This window comes from Pseudomonas sp. GW821-FHT10C09, assembly GCF_059415465.1.
Genome location: NZ_JBWKNG010000004.1, coordinates 205,002 through 228,547, shown reverse-complemented (window position 1 = coordinate 228,547; position 23,546 = coordinate 205,002). Strand labels below are relative to the sequence as shown.

17 protein-coding genes are annotated in these 23,546 nt (G+C 58.6%); 8 read left to right on the top strand and 9 right to left on the bottom strand.

Translation table 11 applies throughout. From position 1 onward, the window contains the following. Positions 1-14: 14 nt before the first annotated feature. The 3 genes from AC07N8_RS05500 to AC07N8_RS05490 all read right to left on the bottom strand — a co-directional run bounded on the left by AC07N8_RS05500 (position 15) and on the right by AC07N8_RS05490 (position 2,747). Positions 15-881, bottom strand: a complete 867-nt coding sequence (locus tag AC07N8_RS05500) for a phosphatidylinositol-specific phospholipase C domain-containing protein (RefSeq protein WP_493141630.1) — start codon at positions 879-881, stop codon at positions 15-17. A 148-nt stretch (positions 882-1,029) separates the two neighbouring features. Further along, a complete protein-coding gene (locus tag AC07N8_RS05495; RefSeq protein ID WP_493141632.1) occupies positions 1,030-2,325 on the bottom strand; it encodes a glycosyltransferase in 1,296 nt (431 codons plus the stop codon). 62 nt (positions 2,326-2,387) lie between these two features. Further along, complete coding sequence (locus tag AC07N8_RS05490; protein ID WP_483842034.1) at positions 2,388-2,747, bottom strand: response regulator; 360 nt, start codon at positions 2,745-2,747, stop codon at positions 2,388-2,390. 260 nt (positions 2,748-3,007) lie between these two features. Between AC07N8_RS05490 and AC07N8_RS05485 the strand changes: the two genes are divergently transcribed. From AC07N8_RS05485 to AC07N8_RS05465, 5 genes are all read left to right on the top strand, one after another. Beyond that, entirely contained in the window at positions 3,008-6,499 is a 3,492-nt protein-coding gene (locus AC07N8_RS05485) for a response regulator (RefSeq protein ID WP_493141634.1), read from the top strand. Then, complete coding sequence (locus tag AC07N8_RS05480; RefSeq protein WP_483842032.1) at positions 6,499-7,332, top strand: CheR family methyltransferase; 834 nt, start codon at positions 6,499-6,501, stop codon at positions 7,330-7,332. The genes AC07N8_RS05485 and AC07N8_RS05480 overlap by 1 nt, the downstream gene beginning before the upstream one ends. After that, positions 7,329-7,922 carry a chemotaxis protein CheB gene (locus AC07N8_RS05475; protein ID WP_493141637.1) on the top strand — a complete coding sequence of 198 codons (594 nt, stop codon included), beginning with the start codon at positions 7,329-7,331 and terminating at the stop codon, positions 7,920-7,922. The genes AC07N8_RS05480 and AC07N8_RS05475 overlap by 4 nt, the downstream gene beginning before the upstream one ends. Next, complete coding sequence (locus AC07N8_RS05470) at positions 7,916-9,097, top strand: hybrid sensor histidine kinase/response regulator (protein WP_493141639.1); 1,182 nt, start codon at positions 7,916-7,918, stop codon at positions 9,095-9,097. Before AC07N8_RS05475 ends, AC07N8_RS05470 begins: the two co-directional genes overlap by 7 nt. Before the next feature lie 77 nt (positions 9,098-9,174). After that, the gene (locus tag AC07N8_RS05465; RefSeq protein ID WP_483842029.1) at positions 9,175-9,552 is read left to right on the top strand and encodes a response regulator; all 378 of its coding nucleotides are present in this window, start codon (positions 9,175-9,177) and stop codon (positions 9,550-9,552) included. A 28-nt stretch (positions 9,553-9,580) separates the two neighbouring features. Here AC07N8_RS05465 and AC07N8_RS05460 read toward each other — a convergent pair whose 3' ends face one another. From AC07N8_RS05460 to AC07N8_RS05450, 3 genes are all read right to left on the bottom strand, one after another. Beyond that, positions 9,581-11,233, bottom strand: coding sequence for an ATP-binding protein (locus AC07N8_RS05460; RefSeq protein WP_493141989.1), 1,653 nt, complete (start codon positions 11,231-11,233; stop codon positions 9,581-9,583). 14 nt (positions 11,234-11,247) lie between these two features. Continuing rightward, positions 11,248-12,750: an ATPase domain-containing protein gene (locus AC07N8_RS05455; RefSeq protein ID WP_483842028.1), complete on the bottom strand. Its 1,503-nt coding sequence runs from the start codon at positions 12,748-12,750 to the stop codon at positions 11,248-11,250. 114 nt (positions 12,751-12,864) lie between these two features. Beyond that, positions 12,865-13,920 (bottom strand): tetratricopeptide repeat protein, encoded by a 1,056-nt coding sequence (locus AC07N8_RS05450; protein WP_493141642.1) that lies wholly within the window; start codon positions 13,918-13,920, stop codon positions 12,865-12,867. Positions 13,921-14,104: 184 nt separating this feature from the next. Here AC07N8_RS05450 and AC07N8_RS05445 point away from each other — a divergent pair, with 184 nt between their 5' ends. The 3 genes from AC07N8_RS05445 to AC07N8_RS05435 are packed head-to-tail and all read left to right on the top strand — an operon-like array spanning position 14,105 to position 17,400. Beyond that, positions 14,105-16,240: an FUSC family protein gene (locus AC07N8_RS05445; RefSeq protein ID WP_493141645.1), complete on the top strand. Its 2,136-nt coding sequence runs from the start codon at positions 14,105-14,107 to the stop codon at positions 16,238-16,240. Beyond that, positions 16,230-16,430: a DUF1656 domain-containing protein gene (locus AC07N8_RS05440; RefSeq protein ID WP_007949274.1), complete on the top strand. Its 201-nt coding sequence runs from the start codon at positions 16,230-16,232 to the stop codon at positions 16,428-16,430. The genes AC07N8_RS05445 and AC07N8_RS05440 overlap by 11 nt, the downstream gene beginning before the upstream one ends. 4 nt (positions 16,431-16,434) lie before the next feature. Next, positions 16,435-17,400, top strand: a complete 966-nt coding sequence (locus tag AC07N8_RS05435) for an HlyD family secretion protein (RefSeq protein WP_483842025.1) — start codon at positions 16,435-16,437, stop codon at positions 17,398-17,400. Between the two features lie 208 nt (positions 17,401-17,608). On the opposite strand, the gene AC07N8_RS05430 is transcribed toward AC07N8_RS05435, so the two are convergent. The 3 genes from AC07N8_RS05430 to mexE are packed head-to-tail and all read right to left on the bottom strand — an operon-like array spanning position 17,609 to position 23,490. After that, positions 17,609-19,030, bottom strand: coding sequence for an efflux transporter outer membrane subunit (locus AC07N8_RS05430; protein WP_483842024.1), 1,422 nt, complete (start codon positions 19,028-19,030; stop codon positions 17,609-17,611). Beyond that, entirely contained in the window at positions 19,027-22,221 is a 3,195-nt protein-coding gene (locus AC07N8_RS05425; protein WP_493141649.1) for an efflux RND transporter permease subunit, read from the bottom strand. The genes AC07N8_RS05430 and AC07N8_RS05425 overlap by 4 nt, the downstream gene beginning before the upstream one ends. Positions 22,222-22,236: 15 nt before the next feature. Further along, on the bottom strand, positions 22,237-23,490 hold the full coding sequence (gene mexE, locus AC07N8_RS05420) for a multidrug efflux RND transporter periplasmic adaptor subunit MexE (protein ID WP_059182991.1): 1,254 nt from the start codon (positions 23,488-23,490) through the stop codon (positions 22,237-22,239). Positions 23,491-23,546 lie beyond the last annotated feature (56 nt).

Sequence of the window (23,546 nt, the reverse complement as noted above, 5' to 3'; positions counted from 1 at the left end):
TAATGGCATCGAAACTAAGGTTTTCGCTGACTGGCTTTTGTCAGATTGACCATTCGGCAATAAGAAACCAGTCGGGACTCGTCAATGAAGTCGACATTAATAATGCTGCACTGCTGCGCCCAGTTGCTTTTCGTTGGGTCAAACCAGGCATCAAGTTTTTCGTGAATATCGACCGGGCCGCCGAGCGCTGTATAACTGGTAGCGGAAAGCGACCAAGGCGCCCAAGTTCCCGGTGGGTATTTCAGTACATCAATAATGTGCTTTTCCAGCTCGGCGGTATTGGTAATGCCGTTGCCAGACCATTTATGTTCTATCTGTTCAAAAAACACGTTTTTATCCAGCGCTCTGTGCCAAGGGGCCGCGACCAGGATTCGCTGTAGCGGACTGATTTTTTTCAGCTGGGCCAGGCTCATGGACCGGTTTTGGGTAGGGATGATGCGCGCGCCGAGAAAGTGCACCACCATGTTGTTGAAGTAAACGAAATCAAACTCATCGCCCTGTAACTCATGAAAGTCGAGGATGACGAATTCGTTGGGGTTCTCTACAAGAAAACTCCTCACGTCAGTGACAAGGTGCCCCAGGGTACGGTCGTTGCGGTAGCCATTGTGATGAATGCGGAATTTCCCCAGGCCCGGTGCGTCGGCGTCGTAGATCAAGCGAATGTCGAGCGCTCGAGCGCCGTGTTTCAACTGGGTATGGAACGAATCGTGTTGGCAGGCCAGCCAGTGCGCCCCCGGAATCAGTGGCCATGAGGCTTTCCAGTCGCTGCCCGCATTATGGCTGCCTGGCAACGTTAATTGACTCATCGACAATGTATCAATCGCCGGCGTAGCGGACATCCAGTTATTAAGTGCGTAGCTGTTTTGAGCAATACTGTCCATTCAATGCATCCTTGCATTAGTTGGTGAGTTGAAAGAGTTGTGCCGAACATAAACTAATCGAGTTGATGTTCGGCTGCGTATTTATAGAGAGCCTGTCTGGCGTGGTCAATACGCCCGGTTGTGCAAAATGTTTATTGTCGAGAAAGCTCTACACTGGGTTGCGGTTCTTCGCTTCAATCCATTGAGCCATATACTGCGTGCTTTTATGGTGGTGGTGACGCAACATGCTGCCTGTGAAGTTAGCCCTTCTAAGTTGCGTCAGATTTTTTTGGCAATACAACAACTTTTCGATCAGCGCCGGACCATGTTCCGACTGTCGATAACGATCGGCCAACAACGTCTGCCCCAGGGATTGGGCGTCTGTCCAAAGTGCCTCATCCTTGTACAGTCGAACCGCGCTGTCGGCGAACGCCTGAGCTGTTTGGGTCACTGCGCCGGGCCATAGATGTTCGCCATGCATCGCTTCAGCTCCGATGGGTGTCGTGACCGTGGGCGTGCCGCACAGCATGGCGTCAACGATCTTGCCTTTGATCCCTGCACCGAACCGCAGCGGCGCCAGGCAAATCCGCGCGGCGGACATGACTTGCAAGGCATCTTCAGCCCAGTTCATCACATGAAAGCCCTGCGCCGGGTTATGAAGCGCGGTGGCCTTGGGTGGCGTGTAAGCGCCATAGATGTGCAATTGCGCCGTGGGCAGTTGCTCGCGAATCAATGGCCAGAGCGTGGTTTTCATCCAGAGCACCGCGTCCCAGTTCGGCGCATGGCGAAAGTTGCCGATACTCAAAAAATGCGCCCTGTCTGCAAACGGCGTTGGCGACGAATTCGGCAGATCGACCATCAGCGGACACCAGTGCAGCAAGTTGCGCGGTAGTTTGAACTGCTCGACCAGCAACTCGATTTCCACTTCGGAGATCATCAGGTTCAAATCGCAGCGGTACAGCGCGGCAATCTCGCGTTTGGCCAGGTCTGTATCGGCCATCAACTCGAACTCTTCACGCAATGCAGGGGCAAACAACTCGCGGAAGTCATTGGCGTCGTCACGGTCTTTCAGTCGGTCTTTCAGTCGTTGATGCCGGGCATGACGCAGACTTTGCAAATCGGAGGTTTCGAGCACGCGCAACGCGTCGGGGCAATGTTTTTCGACGCGCCAGCCAAACTGCTCCTCCATCATGAACTGATCGAACAGCACGATATCCGGTGCCAACTCAGTGATGAATTCATCGAAGCTGCTGTTGTTCAACTCGATGGCGACTTCACGGATACCCAGCGACGTCAGGTCCGCCCGGTGTTCACCGGTGCCGGCCGGGCTGCTGAACGTGATGTCCCAACCTTGCTGCAAGAACGTATCGAGGATTTGCATGACATGCCCGCTGGCCGCTGAAGAGCGGGGCTCGGGCCAAACGTAACCAATAACCAGAACTTTGGTTGCGCGGGGCTGACTCATTAACGGGTATTCCTTGGTGCGGGTAATGGAGAGGGGCAGTACTGAGAAGTAGTACGAAGAAGTCAGGCGAGCATGCCCTTGACCTTGTCCCGCAGCTGATCAATCGAGAACGGTTTGCCGATCACGTGCATGCCGGCAGGTACATCAATGCTTTCGGCATAACCGCTGGCGAACAGGATCGGTAGTTCAGGGCGCAGCATCCGCGCCTGGATGGCCAGTTCCCGGCCGTCCATCACGGGCAGACCGACATCGGTCATCATCAAATCGATGTATTGATCTTCATCGTTGAGAAATTCCAGTGCCTGTTCGCTGCCATCCGCCTCAAGAACTTTGAACTCCAGCTCCTCCAGCACGTCAACGATCAGCATGCGCACGATGGCATCGTCTTCGACTACTAAAATGATGGAGGCCTCGGTGGACATAGTGGTTACTCACAAAGATTGGATTCAGGGTGCCGGTCGATAGAAATCACCGGGCTCTTGCATGAGTAAGTGGCGGATCCCGACAAGTTCCCAGCGTTGTGCAAAAAAGAATAGCTGTACAAGACGGCAAGGATAACCGCTCCCTTCGCGCTCGCGCAGCTAAATGCGGGGAATTACCCTGATACGTGGCAGAAAATTGGATCAACACGCCCTGTTTGGGGCAAACTCCATCATTTCGAACAGTTCGACAAGGCCTCCACATGACCACTGCGTCTTCGGTTGATGAGCAACGATTCCGCAAACTCCTGAGCCGCAACGTCAGCCTTCCATTGGGCGTCGGTGTCATCAGCGCAGTATTTTTTGTTTCGCTGATCACTTATCTGTTGTCGGTAATCCAGTGGGTCGAGCACACCGACCGGGTGATCAATAACGCCAATGAAGCGGCCAAGCTGACCATCGATCTGGAAACCGGCATGCGCGGTTACCTGCTGACCGGCGACGACCACTTTCTTGAACCTTACGAAACAGCCAAGCCGAGAGTAGCGGTCGCGATCAGTACCTTACTCGAACTCACTGCGGACAACCCGACGCAGACCGATCGTTTGCGTCGCCTGCAGGCGTTGCAGACCGAGTGGGCGACTTATGCGCAATCGATGATCGATTTGCAGCGTAGCAGCGGCGATTACCGTGGCGCGGTCAAGGCCGGGCGTGGCAAGCGGCTGACGGATGAAATTCGCAAGCAGTTCGAAGACGTGATCGACATGGAGCAACAGTTGCGCGCCACGCGCAACGATGACGTGCGCCGTACCACGATCTGGAGCATCGCCCTGTACCTGCTGTTCGTCGCCGGCATCAGTGCCTTGCTGGCTTACATTGGCCGTCGCGATCTGCTCAACCTTTCGCAAAACTACAGCGCCAACCTTGCGGCGCAACAAGCCAGCGCCCGGCGCCTGGAGCAGCAGGCGTGGCTGCGTAATGGCCAGACAGAACTCGCCGAACAAGTGTTGGGGCAGTTGAGCCTCAATCTCCTGGGGCGCAACATTCTGCAGTTCTGCGCGCAGTACCTGGGCACCGCCGTCGCCGCCATTTATGTTCGAGAAGAACACGGCGGCCTCAAGCGCATTGCTTCTTATGGTTTCTCCCGTGAGCAGGAGGAGCGCGATCAGCAGATTTACAGCGATGAAGGCATTGTCGGCCAGGTCGCGAGCCAGGCTCGCCTGATTCGTCTGGATCACGTTCCGAGTGATTACTTCAAGGTCAGTTCCGGCCTCGGCGAAGGCCTGCCGCACAGCGTGCTCGTAGTGCCAACCAGTGACGACGACCGGGTCAACGGGGTGATCGAACTGGGCTTCCTGCGCCCGCTGAATGATCGTGACATCGAGTTGCTTGAGTTGATTGCCGGCAACATCGGCACCTCCATCGAAGCTGCGCGCTATCGCCAACGTTTGCAGGAAGTGCTCGGCGAAACCCAGCAGCTCAATGAAGAGCTGCAAGTTCAGCAAGAAGAGCTCAAGACCGCCAACGAAGAACTCGAAGAACAGTCGCGGATTCTCAAGGAGTCTCAGGCGCACCTGGAAACCCAGCAGGTGGAGCTTGAGCAGACCAACGAGCAACTCGCCGAGCAGGCGCAGATCCTCGCAGACCAGCGCGATGCCATGGATCAGAAGAACACCGAGCTGAACCTGGCTCAGGTGCAGCTTGAGGACCGTGCCCTGGAGCTGCAGCGCTCCAGCAAGTACAAATCCGAGTTCCTCGCCAACATGTCTCACGAACTGCGCACGCCGCTGAACAGCTCGTTGATCCTGGCCAAATTGCTCGCCGAAAACCCTCAGGAAAACCTCAGCGCCGAGCAGGTGAAATTCGCCGAGTCGATTTATTCCGCCGGTAATGACTTGCTCAACCTGATCAACGACATCCTCGACATTTCCAAGGTCGAGGCCGGCAAGCTGGAGATGCGTCCGGAGAACGTCAGCGTCGAACGTCTGGTCGACGGCTTGCGCGGGATGTTCGAGCCGATGGCGGCGGACAAGCACCTCGACTTTCACCTTGAGTTGCAACCCGGTGCGCCGAAGATACTTTTCACCGACCGCCAGCGTCTGGAGCAGGTGATCAAGAATCTGCTGTCGAACGCGGTGAAATTCACCGAGAAGGGCTCGGTCAGCTTCACCGTGGCAGGGCAACCGAATGATGGCGTGGCCTTCATCATCCGCGACTCGGGCATCGGCATCGCCGAAGACCAGCAGGAAGGCATTTTCGAAGCGTTCCGCCAGGCTGACGGCACCACCAATCGCCGTTACGGCGGCACCGGCCTGGGCTTGTCGATTTCCCGGGACCTGGCCGCGTTGCTCGGTGGTTCGATCAGCGTCAGCAGTGAGCCGGGGCAGGGCAGTGTGTTCACGCTGGTGTTGCCTCAGCAATACGTCGAACCGGGCGACGAGCCTGTCGAGCCGATGAAGGCGTCACCCGTCGCAATCAGCCACCGCGCGGCACCGGCAGCGTTGGCGCCACTGGTTGCCCCGGTTGATATTCCTCGTTTCAACGACGACCGCGGTCAGGCGCCGTTCAAGACGCGCTGCATTCTGATCGTTGAGGATGAGCCGAATTTTGCCAACATTCTTTTCGACCTCGCGCATGAGCTGGGCTATCAGTGCCTGGTCGCCCACGGGGCCGACGAAGGCTATGACCTGGCCAAGGAATTCATTCCCGACGCCATTCTGCTGGATATGCGCCTTCCGGATCACTCCGGGCTGACCGTGTTGCAGCGTTTGAAAGAGCACGCCGAAACCCGACACATCCCGGTTCACGTGATTTCCGTTGAAGACCGGGTCGAGGCAGCCATGCACATGGGCGCCATCGGTTACGCGGTCAAGCCGACGACTCGCGAAGAACTCAAGGATGTGTTCGCCCGCCTCGAAGCCAAGCTGACCCAGAAGGTCAAGCGCGTGCTGTTGGTGGAAGACGACGATCTGCAGCGCGACAGCATTGCCCGGCTGATTGGCGACGAGGACATCGAAATCACGGCGGTAGGCCTGGCTCAGGACGCGTTGGACCTGCTGCGCACGACGATTTTCGATTGCATGATCATCGACCTGAAACTGCCGGACATGCTCGGCAATGACTTGCTCAAGCGCATGTCCACCGAAGACATCTGCTCGTTCCCGCCGGTGATTGTCTACACCGGGCGCAACCTGACCCGCGATGAAGAGACCGAACTGCGCAAGTATTCGCGCTCGATCATTATCAAAGGCGCGCGCTCGCCTGAGCGTTTGCTGGATGAGGTCACACTTTTTCTGCACAAAGTCGAATCGAAGTTGTCCCATGACCGGCAGAGGATGCTCAAGACCGCGCGCAGCCGCGACAAGGTCTTCGAGGGTCGCAAAGTGCTGCTGGTGGACGACGATGTACGCAACATCTTCGCCCTCACCAGTGCACTGGAGCAAAAGGGCGCAGTCGTGGTCATCGGCCGAAACGGTCGTGAAGCGATTGAAAGGTTGAATGAAGTCGAGGACATCGATCTGGTGTTGATGGACGTGATGATGCCGGAGATGGATGGCTTCGAAGCCACTATCGAGATCCGCAAGGACCCGCGCTGGCGCAAGCTGCCGATCATTGCGGTGACGGCCAAGGCCATGAAGGACGATCAGGAGCGCTGCCTGCAGGCCGGCTCCAATGATTACCTGGCCAAGCCCATCGACCTGGACCGCCTGTTCTCGCTGATTCGTGTGTGGTTACCGAAGATGGAACGCATTTAGTGGAAGGCATTTATTCCGTGGAGCGAAACAGCGACATCGAATTGCGCTTGTTGATCGAGGCGATTTACCTCAAGTACAGCTACGACTTTCGCGACTACTCCGGCGCTTCGATCAAGCGCCGGGTGAATCATGCGCTGGTTCAATTCGAGTGCAATACCATCTCGGCCTTGCAGGAAAAGGTGCTGCACGACCCGACGGCATTCATGCAGTTGCTGCAACTGCTGACGATCCCGGTCAGCGAGATGTTCCGCGACCCTTCGCACTTCCTCGCGATCCGCAACGAAGTGGTGCCGCTGCTCAAGACCTATCCATCGATCAAGATCTGGATTGCCGGGTGCAGTACCGGTGAGGAGGTCTATTCGATGGCGATTCTGCTGCGCGAAGAAGGCTTGCTGGACCGCACCATCATTTATGCCACCGACATCAACCCGCGCTCGCTGGACAAGGCCAGGCAAGGGATTTTCTCCATGGAGAATGTCCGCGCCTACACTGCTAATTACCAGCAGGCAGGTGGCCAGTGCTCTTTCGCCGATTACTACACAGCGGCCTATGGCTACGCCATTTTCGACAAGAGCCTTTGCGAGAACGTGACCTTCGCCGACCACAGTCTGGCGACGGATAGCGTCTTCTCAGAGACTCAATTAATTTCGTGTCGTAACGTTTTGATCTATTTCAATAAAAAACTTCAGGATCGTGCGTTTGGATTGTTTCATGAGTCCCTGTGCCATCGCGGATTCCTGGTGCTCGGCAGTAAGGAAACACCGGATTTTTCGGCCTTTGGCAACCAGTTCGAGCCACTGGTCAAACAAGAACGGATCTACCGTAAATCATGAACGACGCTGCAGCTGTTCCTTCAATTGAAGCCATCGTGATCGGCGCTTCGGCCGGCGGCGTAGAGGCGTTGCTCACGCTTCTCAGCCCTCTGCGCGAAGGCTTCGCGCTGCCGATCATTGTCGTGTTGCACCTGCCCGACGAGCGTCGCAGCCTGTTGGCCGAAGTGTTTGCACGCCGGGTCTCGATGCCTGTTCGGGAAGCGAGCGATAAAACCCGGATTGAAGCCGGCACTTTGTATTTCGCCACCCCCGGTTATCACTTGTCGGTGGAGCATGACCGCAGCTTCTCGTTGAGCCTGGAAGATCGCGTCCACCATTCGCGACCCGCCATCGATTACCTGTTCGAGTCCGCTGCCGATACCTACGGTTCAGCCTTGGCCGCTGTGTTGCTGACCGGGGCCAACCGTGACGGCGCCCGAGGTCTGTCTCACGTTAAAGGTCGCGGTGGAATGACCATCGTGCAGGACCCGAATGAGGCGCAGGTCGCGACCATGCCCCAGGCGGCGCTGGATATTCATGAGCCAGACCATATTCTCCCTATCTGCGGCATCGGCCGTCTGCTTGTCGAGCTGGAACGAATAGCATGCTAAGTAACATCCAAGCCAAACTGCTGATCGTCGACGATCTGCCGGAGAACCTGCTGGCGCTCGAAGCGCTGATCAAGCGTGAAGACCGCATGGTCTACAAAGCCTTGTCCGCCGATGAAGCCTTGTCGTTGCTGCTGCAGCACGAATTCGCCATGGCGATTCTCGACGTACAGATGCCCGGCATGAACGGCTTCGAGCTGGCCGAATTGATGCGCGGCACGGAAAAAACCAAAAACATCCCGATTGTGTTCGTCAGCGCTGCCGGCCGGGAGTTGAACTACGCGTTCAAAGGCTACGAAAGCGGCGCGGTGGACTTCCTGCACAAGCCGTTGGACATTCATGCGGTGAAGAGCAAGGTCAATGTGTTCGTCGACCTGTATCGCCAGAGCAAAGCGATGAAGCAGCAGGTTGAAGCGCTGGAGCAGAGCCGCCGCGAGCAGGAAGCGTTGCTCAAGCAATTGCAGAGTACTCAACTGGAGCTGGAGCAAGCGGTGCGCATGCGCGATGACTTCATGTCGATTGTCGCCCATGAAGTGCGCACGCCGCTCAATGGCCTGATTCTCGAAACCCAGTTGCGCAAGATGCACTTGGCCCGGGATAACGCCTCGGCGTTCACCCTGGACAAGATGCACGCCATGGTCGACCGTGACGAGCGGCAGATCAAAAGCCTGATCCGCCTGATCGAAGACATGCTCGATGTGTCGCGCATTCGCACCGGCAAGCTGTCGATCCGTCCGAGCCGATTTGACCTGGTGCAACTGGTCAGCAACCTGCTGGATAACTTCAAGCCACAAGTCGAGGCCGCCGAGTGTTCCACGCGCTTTACTGCCGAGCAGCCAGTGGTCGGCAACTGGGATGAATTTCGCATCGAGCAAGTGATTTCAAATCTGCTCACCAACGCCTTGCGTTATGGTGGCAAAAGCCAGATTGATGTGCGGGTTTACGTACAGGACGGTCAGGCGCGGGTTGAGGTGCAGGATCAAGGGATCGGCATCAGTGAAGAAAACCAGAAGCGTATTTTTCAACAGTTCGAGCGTGTTTCCGCCAAGACCGTGGTTGCGGGGCTGGGCCTTGGGCTGTTTATTTCCGAGCAAATTATCGCCGCCCATGGCGGTTCCATCGCCGTCGAGAGCAAAATCAACGAAGGCGCTCTATTTCGCGTTTGTCTGCCGCTTTAGGAAATGAGCCAGATAAACGCAACCTCTGAGCGACCCCACGGTCGTATCAGCAGCTATTGACCGAACAAAGGCTTCCCATGAGTGAAGATGCGCAAGATGTAGTACTCATTGTCGAGGATGACCCCTCGATTCTGATGGTGTTGTCCGCTTACTTGTCGGGTGAAGGTTACCGGGTGCTGCAAGCCGAAAACGGCGAGCAGGCCTTTGAAATTCTGGCGAGCAAGCCGCACCTGGACATGATGATCACCGACTTTCGCCTGCCCGGCGGGATTTCCGGCGTGCAGATCGCCGAGCCCGCAGTGAAACTGCGACCGGAACTCAAAGTGATTTTTATCAGCGGCTATGCGCAGGAAGTCCGCGAGACGGACAGCCCTATCACCAAAAAAGCGCCGATCCTGGACAAACCGTTCGACCTGGATGAACTGCAAGAACTCATGCAGCAAATGCTGTCCTGAGCTCTTCGCCATAGGCCCTCGGGGCGCATCAGATACTGATCATCTCCCGCACCTTGGCCGTCAGCAGGTCAAAGGTGAAGGGCTTGGTGATCATCTGCATGCCGGGGTCCAGAAACCCTCCGCGCACAGCCGCGTGTTCGGCATAACCGGTGATGAACAGCACCTTCAGGTCAGGCCGATACTGCCGACCGATTTCCGCCAGTTGCCGGCCGTTCATGCCCGGCAGCCCGACATCGCTGATCAATAGATCAATCCGCTGCGCAGAGTCGAGAATCGGCACCGCGCTGTCAGCGTCACCGGCCTCGACGAAGGCGTAACCCAGCTCACTCAAGACGGCACTGACCAGCACGCGAACTGCCGGGTCGTCTTCGACAATCAGCACGGTTTCACCGTCCTGCGCGTAAGGCGCCTGCTGGATGTCGATCAGGTTTTCCTCGGCCAGGTCGCCACTGTAACGCGGCAAATACACACTCACCGACGTCCCTTGACCCACTTCGCTGTCGATCGTGACGTGACCGTGGGACTGCTTGCTGAACCCGTAAATCATCGACAACCCCAACCCGGTGCCCTGACCAATCGGCTTCGTCGTAAAGAACGGGTCAAAGGCGCGGCTGATGGTGCTTTCCGGCATTCCGCAGCCGGTGTCGGTAACGCGCAGCACCACGTAATCACCGGGCAGTAGATTGCCTTGGGCCGCAACGAACCCCGAGTCGATTTTTTGATTGGACGTGTTGACCACCAGCGTGCCGCCTTCGGGCATGGCATCGCGGGCGTTGAGCACGAGGTTGAGCAGGGCGCTTTCGAGTTGATTGGGGTCGGCCTCGGCCACCCACAAGTCATCGCTCAACTGCATGTCCAGATGAATACTTTCATTGATGCTGCGTTGCAGCAGTTCGCCCATGGACACCACGAGGGTGTTCATTTCCACCGGTTTGGAATCGAGTGACTGACGGCGCGAAAACGCCAGCAGCCGATGAGTCAGGCCGGCGGCGCGGTTGGCCGAGGTCACGCCAAGGTCGATCAAGCCGTCGAGGTCCTCGGTGCGTCCTCTTGCGAGGCGCCGGCGCAGCAACTCAAGGCTGCCGATGATGCCGGTCAGCATGTTATTGAAGTCGTGGGCAATGCCGCCGGTAAGCTGGCCGACCGCTTCCATCTTCTGGGATTGTCTGAGGGCTTCTTCGTTGTGGCGCAACTGTGCGGTGCGTTCCTCGACTTGTTGTTCGAGGGTTTCCAGGGTGTTTTGCAGGCGCAGTTCACTTTGGCTCAGATCGATCAATCGGTCCCTGGCTTCGTACTGTCGTCGACGGCCGCGCAATGCGGTGGTGACGAGGCTGATCAAGGTTACCGGATGGAAAGGGCGCTCAAGGAAGGTGACGTTGCCTAATTGCGGACCCAGTCGCGATGCCGGGTTTTGCTCCGGGCCGCCGTGGTGGGTCAGCAAGACGATCGGCAGGTCGGACCAGGCGGGTTGCTGTTCGATCAGACCCCGTAGAGGGTCAAGATCACAGCCCATCAGGGCTTCCGAAGAAATCAGCAGCAGACCCGCACCTTTGACCAACTCGCCGCACAGTGCCACCAGATCCCGGGTGACAATGCCCTCGAATCCCGCCTCGTTGAGCATCATCAGCGCAATCTGGCTGTCGCGTCCCAAGGGCGCGAGGATGATCGCGCGCTCGGACATCGCCTCGACAATACTCACCGGACATCGTCCTGGAGCAGTGGCTGGCTGGCGCCGAGATAGGTCGGCACGCCGCGTAATACACCCTGGAACGCATCCAAAGGTTCACCGATGGTCATGCCCCGGCTGCCGATGCGGTATTCGCGAATGGTTGATTCATGGCTGCCGGTGCGTTTCTTGATGATCGAGATCGCCCGGCGAACCTTGCCCAGGGCTTCGAAGTAGCGCAACAAAATCACCGTGTCGGCCAAGTACGTGATGTCGACCGGCGCTTGCATGTCACCGACCAGCCCGTGTTGGGCGACCGTCATGAACGTCGCGGCGCCCCGGCGATTGAGGTACAGCAGCAACTCGTGCATGTGCAGCACCAGCGCGTTTTCCTCAGGCATCGCAGCCTGATAGCCGTTGATGCTGTCGATCACCACGGTCTTGATTTGACGCTCATCGACACAGCGACGCACCCGGTGGGAGAACTCGCCGGGGGACAGTTCGGCTGCGTCGACTTGCTCGATCAGCAGGTTGCCGGTGTCTTGCAGGGCCTGCAGGTCGATGCCCATGTTTTTCATGCGTTCGAACAGCAGCCCCAGCTCTTCATCGAAAATGAACAGCGCGGCTTTTTCGCCACGGGCCACGGCGGCAGCGGCGAAGATCATCGAGATCAGCGATTTACCAGTACCGGCCGGCCCCAGGATCAGCGTGCTGGAACCGGTCTCGATACCGCCGCCGAGCAGAGCGTCCATTTCCCTGATGCCGCTGGTCAACTGTTGGCGGATATAGCCACCGCGGTGTTCGGCTGCAACCAGACGCGGGAATACATGCACGCCGTCGCCCATGATGGTGAAGTCGTGAAAGCCGCCGCGATACTTCTGGCCGCGGTATTTCACCACGCGGATGCGTCGGCGTTCGGCGCCATAGTTCGGTGTGAGCTCTTCGAGGCGAATTACGCCATGCGCGACGCTGTGTACGGTTTTATCGAGGGATTCGGTGGTCAGGTCATCCAGCAACAGCACAGTGGCGTCGTAACGCACAAAGTAGTGTTTGATCGCCAGGATCTGCCGCCGATAACGCAGTGAGCTCTGGGCCAACAGGCGGATTTCGGACAGGCTGTCGAGCACCACGCGCGTCGGTTTGACCCGCTCGACCACTTCGAAAATCTGTTTGGTAGCTTCACCCAGTTCCAGGTCCGAGGAGTACAGCAGGCTTTGCTGGTGTTCGGCGTTGAGCAGGCTCTCTGGCGGGGTCAGCTCGAAGATGTGGATGTTCTCATCCAGCTCCCAGCCGTGGGACAGCGCGCCTTGACGCAGCTCACGCTCGGTTTCTGACAAGGTGATGTACAACGAGCGTTCGCCGGCTCGAGCGCCGGCCAACAGGAAATGCAAAGCAACGGTGGTTTTGCCGGTACCGGGTTCGCCCTCCAGCAAAAATACATGTCCACGAGACAAGCCTCCGGCCAGGATGTCATCCAGACCTTCGATGCCGGTGGCGGCTTTTGCACTGAACAGCTCGGTTGATGTAGACAAGAAAAACCCTCTCATGACCAGGGGAAGCGAGACAGCAGGCTTGAGGTGCCTGTTTGGACTGCCTTTTCTCTTGACCCTTGGCCGTGCCGACGGTTCAACGAAATTTCGTGGTGATTAAAGCCCTTGCTGCAACGCGGGGTCATCCGGGTTGAGCTGTTCCAGTTGCGCCAACAGGATCTGCACGTTCTGCAACTGTCCGCTTTCTTTCCAGTAATTGATCAGCAGCACGCGCGCCTTGCGGTCGGACGGGTGGCGCTGGACGATCTCTTGCAGCTGTTTCTGTGCGGCTTCCAGCTCCTGTTCAAGGTGCAGGGTGGTCGCCAGGTCGTAGCGATAATCCTTGTTGTCGGGCTCCAGCTCCACGGCTTTGGAAAGCCCGAGCACCGCAAACTCACTTTGCCCGTGGTGCAGCAACCAGAGCCCCAGGGCATGTTGCAGGTAGGCCGAGTCGGGTTGCGCTTTCAGCTGTTTCGCCAGCAATTGGCGGGCGGCATCGCTTTGACCTTGCCGGTCGAGCACATCGATCTGCATCACCAGCGCCGGCAGATTGTTGGGGTCCAGTTGCAATGTGCGCTCCAGCGCCGCCTGCGCCTCTTTCAATTCAGCGTTGTGCAGGTGCAGACGCGCCAATTGGTACTGGTTTTGCGCGCTCGGCGGCTGACTTTTCAGGGCCAGTTCCCAGGCGTCAATGGCTTGCTCCAGCGGCGCGAAATACAGGCCCAGGTCATCCGGCGACAGTCCCAGCAGTGTATTGACCGCTGCAAATCGCACGCTTTCTACGCTGTCGTCGAGCAACGGGCCGATCAACAGGCTGCGCTGCCCGGAGGCCACCAGGCCGCTGATGCTTTTGATCGCAGCGATTCGTACGTTTTCATCGGGATGTTGCAGGTCCGCGTCCGCCAGTTTCAGCGCCAGCGGGCTAGGGTAGTTGGGGAGTTCGGCATGCAGCCAGATGCGCCGCTTGGGCGACAGATCAGGGCGAGCCAATTGCTGGTACAGCACCCGTGCGGCCCCCGGCTGACCGGAGCGTGCCTGGGTCAACGCTTCGCTGTAACCGCGTTTGATCGCTTCGGGCACCTCAGGCGTTGTGCTGCGCAGGAGCAACCAGGCAATAACGAGGGCAAACAGCACACAGAGACTGATGAGCAAGTAGCGGCGGGACTGGGGCATGCAGGAATCCGGGAGCTGGCAAGCTTTTGCAAAGGTCGTCAGCTTCGGTCAGGTGGGGCTGTGAGTCAAATCCTGAGGTGGCTCGATGTCGACGATTTTGCCTACGGGCTCCGTCGACATTGAAACCTGTCGAGGCCTTGAAGCAGTGACTACGCTTGCTGAAGGTGAATCGAAGAGTGCTCCCATGCAACCGCTGCTTCAATACTTCAAGGCAATCCTGAACCCCGGGCCCGGTGTGCTGCTGTTTGCCTTGAGAACCATTGTGGCCGGGTTGCTGACCCTGTACCTGGCCTTCCTGTTCGACCTCGATCAACCCAAGTGGTCGATCATGGCGGTGGTCATCGTCAGCCAGCCGTTGGGCGGCATGGCACTGGCCCGCAGTCTCGGCCAGGTCATCGGCACCACCCTGGGCGCTGTCGCGGCGGTCGTGATCATGGCGATCTTCCCCCAGGCGCCGTTGCCTTTCATCATCACCCTGGCGCTGTGGCTGGCACTGTGCACCGCCGGTGGCACCCTGTTGCGCTACACCAGTTCCCAGGCGTTTGTGCTCAGCGGATACACGGCGGTGGTGATTGCACTATTGGCCGTGCCTGATCAGGACGGCACCTTCCTGCTGGCGGTGACGCGCTTGACCGAGACGCTGCTGGCAGTGGCATGTGTCTGCGTCGTCAGCCTGCTGACCGCACGCCCCGAGACCGTGGCCCGGAGCTACTTCGCCAAGATCGATCAGGTCATCAAGTTGCTGGCGACCCACGCCGCGGCGGTCATTCGAACCGAAGAGAGCGAGGCCGATTTTCATCGCCGGCAAATGCAGCTGTTAGGCGAAATCAGCGTCCTTGAAGGATTGCGCCGGCATCTTTATTACGATGCCCCCCGATTACGTAGCGCCGATGGCCTGGTGCAACTGCTGGGCAACCAACTGGTGTTGCTGACGTCCCGGCTGACGGCGCTGCGCCACCAGCGTGAGTTGCTGGCCGAGCGCTGGAAGGGTGATCTACCTCTGGAAATACAACTTTTACGCGCCGAAGAACTTACGTTTCTGGATGAACTGGCCGAAAAGGGTCGCTCGCTGTCGGCCGATGCTCGTCATCATTTTTCGGCGTTGCAACAACGATTTGATGATCAGGCTTACAAGGCAGAACAACTGACCGAAACAATGCCGGCCACATTGCGCTCGCTGGCGTGGGCCCTGCGCTGGGAGCAGGCGCGGTTGTTACAGCAACTGGAACAGATTCTGGAACTGAGCGACGCCATTCAGGAGGAACGCCAGGCCAGCTGCGTCTACCGGGGGCAGGAGAATCCGCTGCATCTGGATTTCACCCTGGCGGGGATGAACGCCATCCGGGCCTTCACTGCGTTGCTGGTCGCCGGGCTGATCTGGGTCGAGACCGGCTGGGACGGAGCGCGAGCCGGGATGGTGCTGGTCGGGATTCTTTGTTCGCTGATGGCAACGTTCCCCAGACCGCTGCTGGCGGCGCAAAGCTATGCAAGGGGGCTATTCCTGGCGTTGATTGTGTCGGCGCTTTATCAATTCATGCTGGTGCCCATGATCAGCGATTTCGAGCTGATGGCCTTGTTGTTGGCGCCGTTGCTGTATGCGGTCGCGGTAGGTCTCTCCGCGCCTGCGACCACCGGGACAGGCATCGGTCTTGGGTTGTCGACCTTTCTACTGTTGGGGCCACAGAACGTGGGTATCGGGCAGAACACCGCGTCTCAGTGGTTCGAATTTGCCGGTGGCTATATCAGCGCAACGGTCCTGGCATTGAGCGTCTTCGCCTTGATCTTCCCGTTCCGGCCCGTTCTGCGGATTCGCCGGCTGTTCAAGGAAAACGCTGAGCAGGTCTACGCCTTGATGAAGACGCCGGCCACCGATGAACAGCAATTTGCCTTCGAAAGCCGCATGGTCGATCGACTGACCATGATGCTGGGGTTACTGCCGGCGACCAGCGACAAGCAGTCCGGCGAATTATTTCAGGTCAGCCTCGGGTGCATGGCCCTGGGCGTTGCATTGAACCAGCTCAGGCAACAGGGGCAGGGCAATACCTTGTTGAGCTCGGAGCAACAGCAACGTTTGTTGGCTGCGGTCCGCGATTGCGCAAGATGGGCAGCCGGGCGGCCCGGGACAGACGCCGATCGGCTGCTGGGGGAATTGCGCGTCCTGGGCGACGAATTGGACGATTTGCACCTGATGGTTCACGAACACCTGTGGTCGGTGTTCCGAATGCGCGTGGCGCTGCTGATCGTGGAGTCGTTCGTGCGGCGATATCGCGAATATTTTCAACCCGTCGTCGCAACAGGAGTGCCGGCCCTTGCCCATTGATTTTGAACTGGGTGGCGTGTACTTGCCGCCCATCGCCCAGGCTCTGTTGTTGGCGCTGCCGATTTTTCTGGCACTGGATTGGGGATTGCGCCGCCTCGGCGTGCTGCGTTTCGTCTGGCATGAAGCTTTGTTCGAGGGCGCATTGTATGCCTGCGTGTGCGCGACGCTGATTCTGGTAATGGGAGCTTGATGCCTTGAAGAAATACCTTCCCCGACTCGCCACACTGGTCGTTGTGTTGCTGGCGTTCATTCTTGGCTGGTTTGCCTGGGAGCATTACACCCGGGCCCCATGGACCCGGGATGCACGGGTTCGCGCTGACGTGGTGACGCTGTCTGCCGATGTCTCGGGGCGCATCGTCAAACTGGGTGTACAAGACAACCAGCATGTTGAGAAAGGCCAGTTGCTGCTGGAAATCGACCCGGCCCGCTACACCCTGGCAGTGGATCGTTCCAAACGCTCGGTGGAAGTGGCGAAAGCTTCACTCGGGCAGTCGCAGGCGTCGATTGTGGCCAGCGAAGCATTGCTCAAACAGCGGCAGAGCGAGGAACAACGCCGGCGCACGCTGAAAGAACGCTCGGCCGTCTCTGGCGAGGAATGGGAAAAAGCCAGCACGGAGGTGTCTGTGGCTCAGGCCGATCTGCTGCGTAACCAGGCCATCCTGGTATTGGCCGAGGCCAACGTGCAACTGGCCATCGCGGCATTGACCCAATCCGAACTGGACTTGCAACGCACGCGCGTCGAATCGCCCGTCACCGGTTTTGTCACCAACCTGCTGACCCGTCAGGGCGACTACGCCACCGCCGGCGGCCCGTTGTTGGCACTGGTGGACAGCGATTCGTTTTATGTCAGCGGTTACTTTGAAGAGACCAAGTTGCCGCGAATCGCAGAAGGCGACCGGGTCGACATCGAATTGATGAGCGGCGAAAGCTTTGGCGGCACCGTGCAAAGCATCGCTTTCGCGATCGCCGACCGGGAAAACCTGCCCGGTGGCCGCTTGCTGGCCAACATCAACCCCAGCTACACCTGGGTCAAACTGGCGCAACGGGTGCCGGTACGGATAAAGATTGATGATGACTATGCCGGCAAAAACCTCTTGCGCGCCGGCACAACCGCCACCGTAACCGTCCGCGAAAACCGCAATGACAAGGCAACCCACTAAGCCATGTGGGAGCGAGCCTGCTCGCGAAAGCAGAGTCTCTGGCGACATTGATGTTGAATGTGCCGGCGTCTTCGCGAGCAGGCTCGCTCCCACAGGGGAATTGTGGTGGGTTGGAGGATCAGCAGGCGAAAAAAAGCCCCGCGACCGAATGAGACGCGGGGCTAAAAAACTGGTTGGTTGCGACCAACCAAAGGAGCTCTTTAACAACTTACTTGCTGGCGACTGTTTCCGGTTGCCAGCCACCGCCAAGGGCTTTGTAAATCGCGACAATGCCGCTATACAGCTCGGTTTCGGCCTGTGCCTGGGTGTCTTCCGCCGCCAGTCGCTCGCGCTGAGCGTCCAGCAGAACGAGGAAGTCGGTACCGCCTTCGCGATAGCGAATTTCGGCCAGGTCGGCGGCGGCGCGGCTCGACTCGCTCTGACGAATCAGTGAGATCAAGCGTTGCTGACGCTTGCCGTAATCGCTGAACGCGTTTTCCGACTCTTCCAGTGCCAACAGCACTTGCTGCTCGTAGCTGGCCAGCGCGCCTTCCGCATCCGCATCCGCACCGCGAATACGGGCCTTTACACTGCCCAGGTCAAACGCGGCCCAGGTGATGCTTGGGCCCAGTGCCCAGGCATTGGCGGCCGAGGAACCGATTTGCGAACCGCGTCCTGCCGTAAAACCGAGGAAGCCGCTGAGGCTGACCTGTGGGAACAAATCAGCCGTGGCCACGCCGACACGGGCGGTGGCAGACGCCAGTTTGCGCTCGGCGCTGAGGATGTCCGGACGACGTTGCAGCAGTTGACCGGGATCACCAATTGGCAGCGCTTTGGCGATTGCCGGAAGGTTCTTGGGACTCAGGTCGACCGTCAGCTTGTCCGGGCGCTCACCCAGCAGGGTGGCGATACGGTTTTTCTGCCGAACCTGTTCGGCCTGCAATTGCGGCACGCTGGCTTCGACGGACGCCAGGCGCGCGTCGGCGCGCTCCACATCCAGCTGATCGCCCACGCCGGCATCACGCAGGCTGATGGTGATCTTGCGCGACTCCTGTTGGTTCTCCAGGTTCGCCAGGGCGATTTTTTCGCGCAGTTGGGCACCGCGCAACTGACCGTAGGAATCCACCAGTTCGGCAATCATGGTGACTTGCAGTTGGTACAGGTCGGCCTCGATGGCTTGCTGTTCGGCGTTGGCCGATTCCAGGTTGCGCTGGATACGGCCAAACAGGTCGATTTCCCACGCCATGTCCAGGCCCAGGTCATAGCGTTCGCTGTTGACCCGTTTGGTGGTCTGGCCTGGGATTTGCCCCTTGCCCAGGTCGCTGCTGGCCCGGCTGGTGATGGTTGGCATGGCGTCATTGCTGATGTCGTCGCGAATCGCCCGAGCCGCTTTCCAGCGGGCGAAGGCCACGCGCAAATCACGGTTGCCTTGCAGGGATTGAGTCACCAACTGATTAAGGGTCGGGTCTTCGAACTGCTGCCACCAGATGCCTTCGAAGTGCGAACGGTCGAAGTTTTTCTGGCCGGCAGCGCCATCGGTAGCGGTGGTGATATGGGCTGGTTCAGTCGCAGGGGTCTTGTAGTCCGGGCCGACGGCACAGGCACTCAGGGCCAGTACCAGCAGGCTCGGAAGAAAGGCTTTCAAGCTCATTGTTGCGACTCCAGTTGCTTTTGAAGATTCAGCGCCTTGGCCGCTTTGCGCTTATCACCGCGCTCCACAAAGTTGCGAATCAATACGTAGAACACCGGCGTCAGCAACAGACCGAAGAAGGTCACCCCGAGCATCCCGGAGAACACCGCCACACCCATGGCATGACGCATTTCGGCACCGGCACCGCTGGAGAACACCAGAGGCACGACACCCATGATGAACGCGAAGGAGGTCATCAGGATCGGCCGCAGACGCAGTCGGCAAGCTTCCAGCACCGCAGCGAGCGGGCTCATGCCTTCGTCCTGCTGTTTGTCCTTGGCAAACTCGACGATCAGGATCGCGTTCTTACACGCAAGTCCCACCAGTACGATCAAGCCGATCTGGGTGAAGATGTTGTTGTCACCACCCGAAGCAATCACACCGGTAATGGCCGACAGCAAGGTCATCGGTACGATCAGGATCACCGCCAGTGGCAGGCTCCAGCTTTCGTACTGAGCCGCGAGTACCAGGAACGCCAGCAGCACGCAGAGCGGGAACACGAACAGCGCAGTGTTGCCGGACAGAATCTGCTGGTAGGTCAGGTCGGTCCATTCGTAGGTCATGCCGTTCGGAAGTTCATCCTTGAGCAGTTTCTCGATGGCTTTTTCGGCCTGGCCAGAGCTGTAGCCTGGGGCGGCGGCGCCGTTGATTTCAGCGGTGATGAAGCCGTTGTAGTGCATTACGCGGTCCGGCCCCGAGGTGTCGCTGACCTTGATGAAGGTCGCCAGCGGGATCATCTCGCCTTTGTTGTTGCGCACTTTCAGCTGACCGATCTGGTCCGGTTCAAGACGGAACTGTTGTTCAGCCTGAACGTTGACCTGGTAGGTACGACCGAAGCGGTTGAAGTCGTTGGCATACAGCGAACCCAGGTAGATCTGCAGGGTGTCGAAGATGTCACTGACAGCCACGCCATGAGTCTTGGCTTTTTCCCGGTCGATGGCGGCATCGACCTGCGGCACGTTCACGGTGTAGCTGGTGAACAGGCCGGCCAGTTCCGGCACATTGTGGCTTTTGTTGATGATGTTCATGGTTTCTTTGTACAGCTCGTCGTAGCCGAGGTTGCCCTTGTCTTCGATCTGCAGGCGGAAACCACCGATGGTGCCCAGACCCTGTACTGGCGGCGGCGGGAAGATCGCCATGTAAGCTTCCTGAATCCCGGCGTACTGACCGTTCAAGGCACCGGCAATTGCACCGGCCGACATGCTCGGGTCTTTACGCTCGTCGAACGGCTTCAGGGTCACGAACACGATGCCGGCGTTAGGACTGTTGGTGAAGCCGTTGATCGACAGGCCCGGGAAGGCCACGGCGCTTTCCACGCCTGGCTGTTTCAGGGCCAGGTCGGACATGCGTTTGATCACGTCTTCGGTACGGTCCAGGCTCGAAGCGTCCGGCAGTTGCGCGAAGGCCACCAAGTATTGTTTGTCCTGGCCGGGTACGAAACCTGTCGGGGTGTGGGCGAAACCGAAGAAGGTCAGCACCATCAGGCCTGCGTACAACAGCAGGGCAATACCGCTGCTGCGGATAACCCGGGCTACGGTGCCGACATAGCCATGGCTGGCGCGTTCGAAGAACCGGTTGAACGGACGGAACAGCCAACCGCCCAATAGTTTATCAAGCACTTTGGTAAAGCGATCTTTCGGCGCATCGTGGCTCTTGAGCAGCACAGCGGCCAGGGCAGGGGACAGTGTCAGCGAGTTGAACGCCGAGATCACGGTCGAGATGGCAATGGTCAGGGCAAACTGTTTGTAGAACTGGCCGGTGAGTCCGGAAATGAACGCCGCCGGGATAAATACCGCACACAGCACCAGCGCCGTCGCGATGATCGGCCCGGTCACCTCTCGCATAGCTTTCTTGGTGGCTTCTACGGGCGTTTCTCCCAGCTCGATGTGCCTCTCCACGTTCTCCACCACCACAATGGCGTCGTCCACCACGATACCGATCGCCAGTACCAACCCGAACAGCGACAGGGCGTTCAACGAGAAGCCGAACAAGTGCATCACCGCGAACGTGCCGATCAGCGACACCGGCACGGCTACCAATGGAATGATCGAGGCGCGCCAGGTTTGCAGGAACAGAATCACCACCAACACAACGAGAATCAGTGCTTCGAAGAGGGTGTGAACAACGGCTTCGATGGAGCCGCGAACGAAGATCGTCGGGTCATAGACGATGCTGAAGTCCATGCCTTCCGGGAAGTTCTTCTTCAGCTCGGCCATCTTGTCGCGCACTTCGTTGGAGATTTCGATCGCGTTGGAACCAGGGCGCTGGAAGATCGGGATCGCCACCGCCGGTTGGTTGTTCAGCAACGAACGCAGGGCGTATTGGCTGGAACCCAGTTCAACGCGGGCAATGTCTTTCAGGCGAGTGATTTCACCGTTATCGCCGGAGCGAATGATGATGTTCTCGAACTCTTCTTCAGAAACCAGACGACCTTGAGTGTTGACCGACAGCTGGAAAGCGGTGGCGTTCGGCGCCGGTGGAGCACCCAGTGCACCGGCTGCCACTTGACGGTTCTGCTCACGAATCGCGCTCACCACGTCGGTGGCGGTCAGGTTGCGTGAAGCGGTCTTGTTCGGATCGAGCCAGACGCGCAGCGAATAATCGCCCATGCCGAACAACTGCACATCACCAACACCGCCCAGACGCGCCAGCTCATCCTTGATGTTGAGCAGGGCGTAGTTGGAGAGGTAGAGCATGTCGTAGCGTTTGTCCGGCGAGGTCAAGTGCACAACCATGGTCAGGTCGGGCGAAGCCTTGTCGACGGTGATACCGATGCGCGTCACTTCTTCTGGAAGTTTCGGCTCGGTACGGGTTACCCGGTTCTGTACCTGCACCTGCGCGTTGTCCAGGTCAGTGCCCAGTGCGAAGGTGATGGTCAGGGTGATCTTGCCGTCAGCGGTGGACTGCGAGGACATGTACAGCATGTTCTCGACGCCGGTGATGGCTTGCTCCAAAGGAGCGGCCACGGTTTCACCGATGACTTTAGGGTTGGCACCCGGGAAGTTGGCGCGGACCACAACGGTCGGCGGCACGACTTCCGGGTATTCGCTGATTGGCAACTGGAACAGTGAGATGGCGCCGGCGATCAGGATCAGCAGCGACAGCACCGCTGCGAAGATCGGCCGTGAAATGAAGAATTGGGAAAAATTCATCGGAGTCGTTGTCCCTTAACCGCGTGGAGTCGCAGCAGCCAGTTTCACAACCTCACCCGGCGCAACCTTGGCAGGTGCGACTTGGGGCAGGTTGCTGGCTTCCAGCGCTTGTCGTTGTTGAGCCAGGGCCGCGAGGGTTTGTTCGCTGGCCATCGGGATCACTTCAGGGGTAACCGGCGAGCCTGGGCGAACCCGTTGCAGACCCTTGACGATGACGGTGTCATCCTTGTTCAGGCCGTTGCGCACGATACGCAAACCTTCGATCTTCGGTCCCAGTTCGACGGCGCGGTAGGCCGTCTTGTTGTCGGCGTCCATCACCAGTACGAATTTTTTACCCAGATCGGTACCGACGGCTTCATCGTTGATCAGAACGGCGGAGTAGGTGCCGCTGCCGACCAGTTTCAGGCGAGCATAAAGGCCCGGGGTGTAGCTGCCGTCGGCGTTGTCGAAGACTGCACGACCACGGATGGTGCCGGTTTTCGGATTGACCTGGTTGTCGACGAAGTTCATCACGCCCTGGTGCGGGTTGCCGTCTTCGTTGGACAGACCCATGTAAACCGGGGTGGTGGCGCCGCGTTTGCCCTGGCGAGCGAGTTGGGTGTACTTGAGGAATACGCGTTCGTCAGCGTCGAAGTAAGCGTAGACCTTATCGGTGGAAACGACGCTGGTCAGCGGCGTGGTGTCGGCGGTCACCAGGTTGCCCGCGGTGATTTCCGCACGGCTGACACGACCACTGATGGGTGCGGTAACACGGGTGAAGCTCAGGTTCAGTTTGGCCAGGTCCAGTTGCGCCTGCAAGGCACCGACAGCGGCGCGGGCTTCTTGAGCGGCGCTGGTGCGCGAATCGGCCAGTTCGGCAGAGATCGCGTTGCTGGTGCGAAGACGTTCGCCACGCTGGGCTTCGTTTTCACTGCGAGTGGCGTTGGCGCGGGACTGGGCAACCAGGGCTTCGAGGCGGCGAACCTCAGCCTGGAACGGGCGTGGGTCGATCTGGAACAGCAAGTCGCCTTTCTTGACCAGTGCGCCTTCAGTGAAGGCCACGTCATCAATCTGACCAGAGACCCGTGGACGAATTTCTACGGTTTCCGGCGCTTCAAGGCGCCCGGTGAATTCGTCCCACTCGTTGATCGGTTGTTCCAGCACCTTGGCGACGCTGACCTTCGCCGCGGGCATGGTCGCGGCAGACTCCGGCGCCTTGCCGCAGGCGCTCATCACCAGTACGGCCAACATGGCCAATGGGAAGCGCAAATGTTTGAGTGACTGTTCCATGGATGCATCCGCCAATGTATTGAGAATGGACGGATGATGAGCGGCGAGGGTGTATC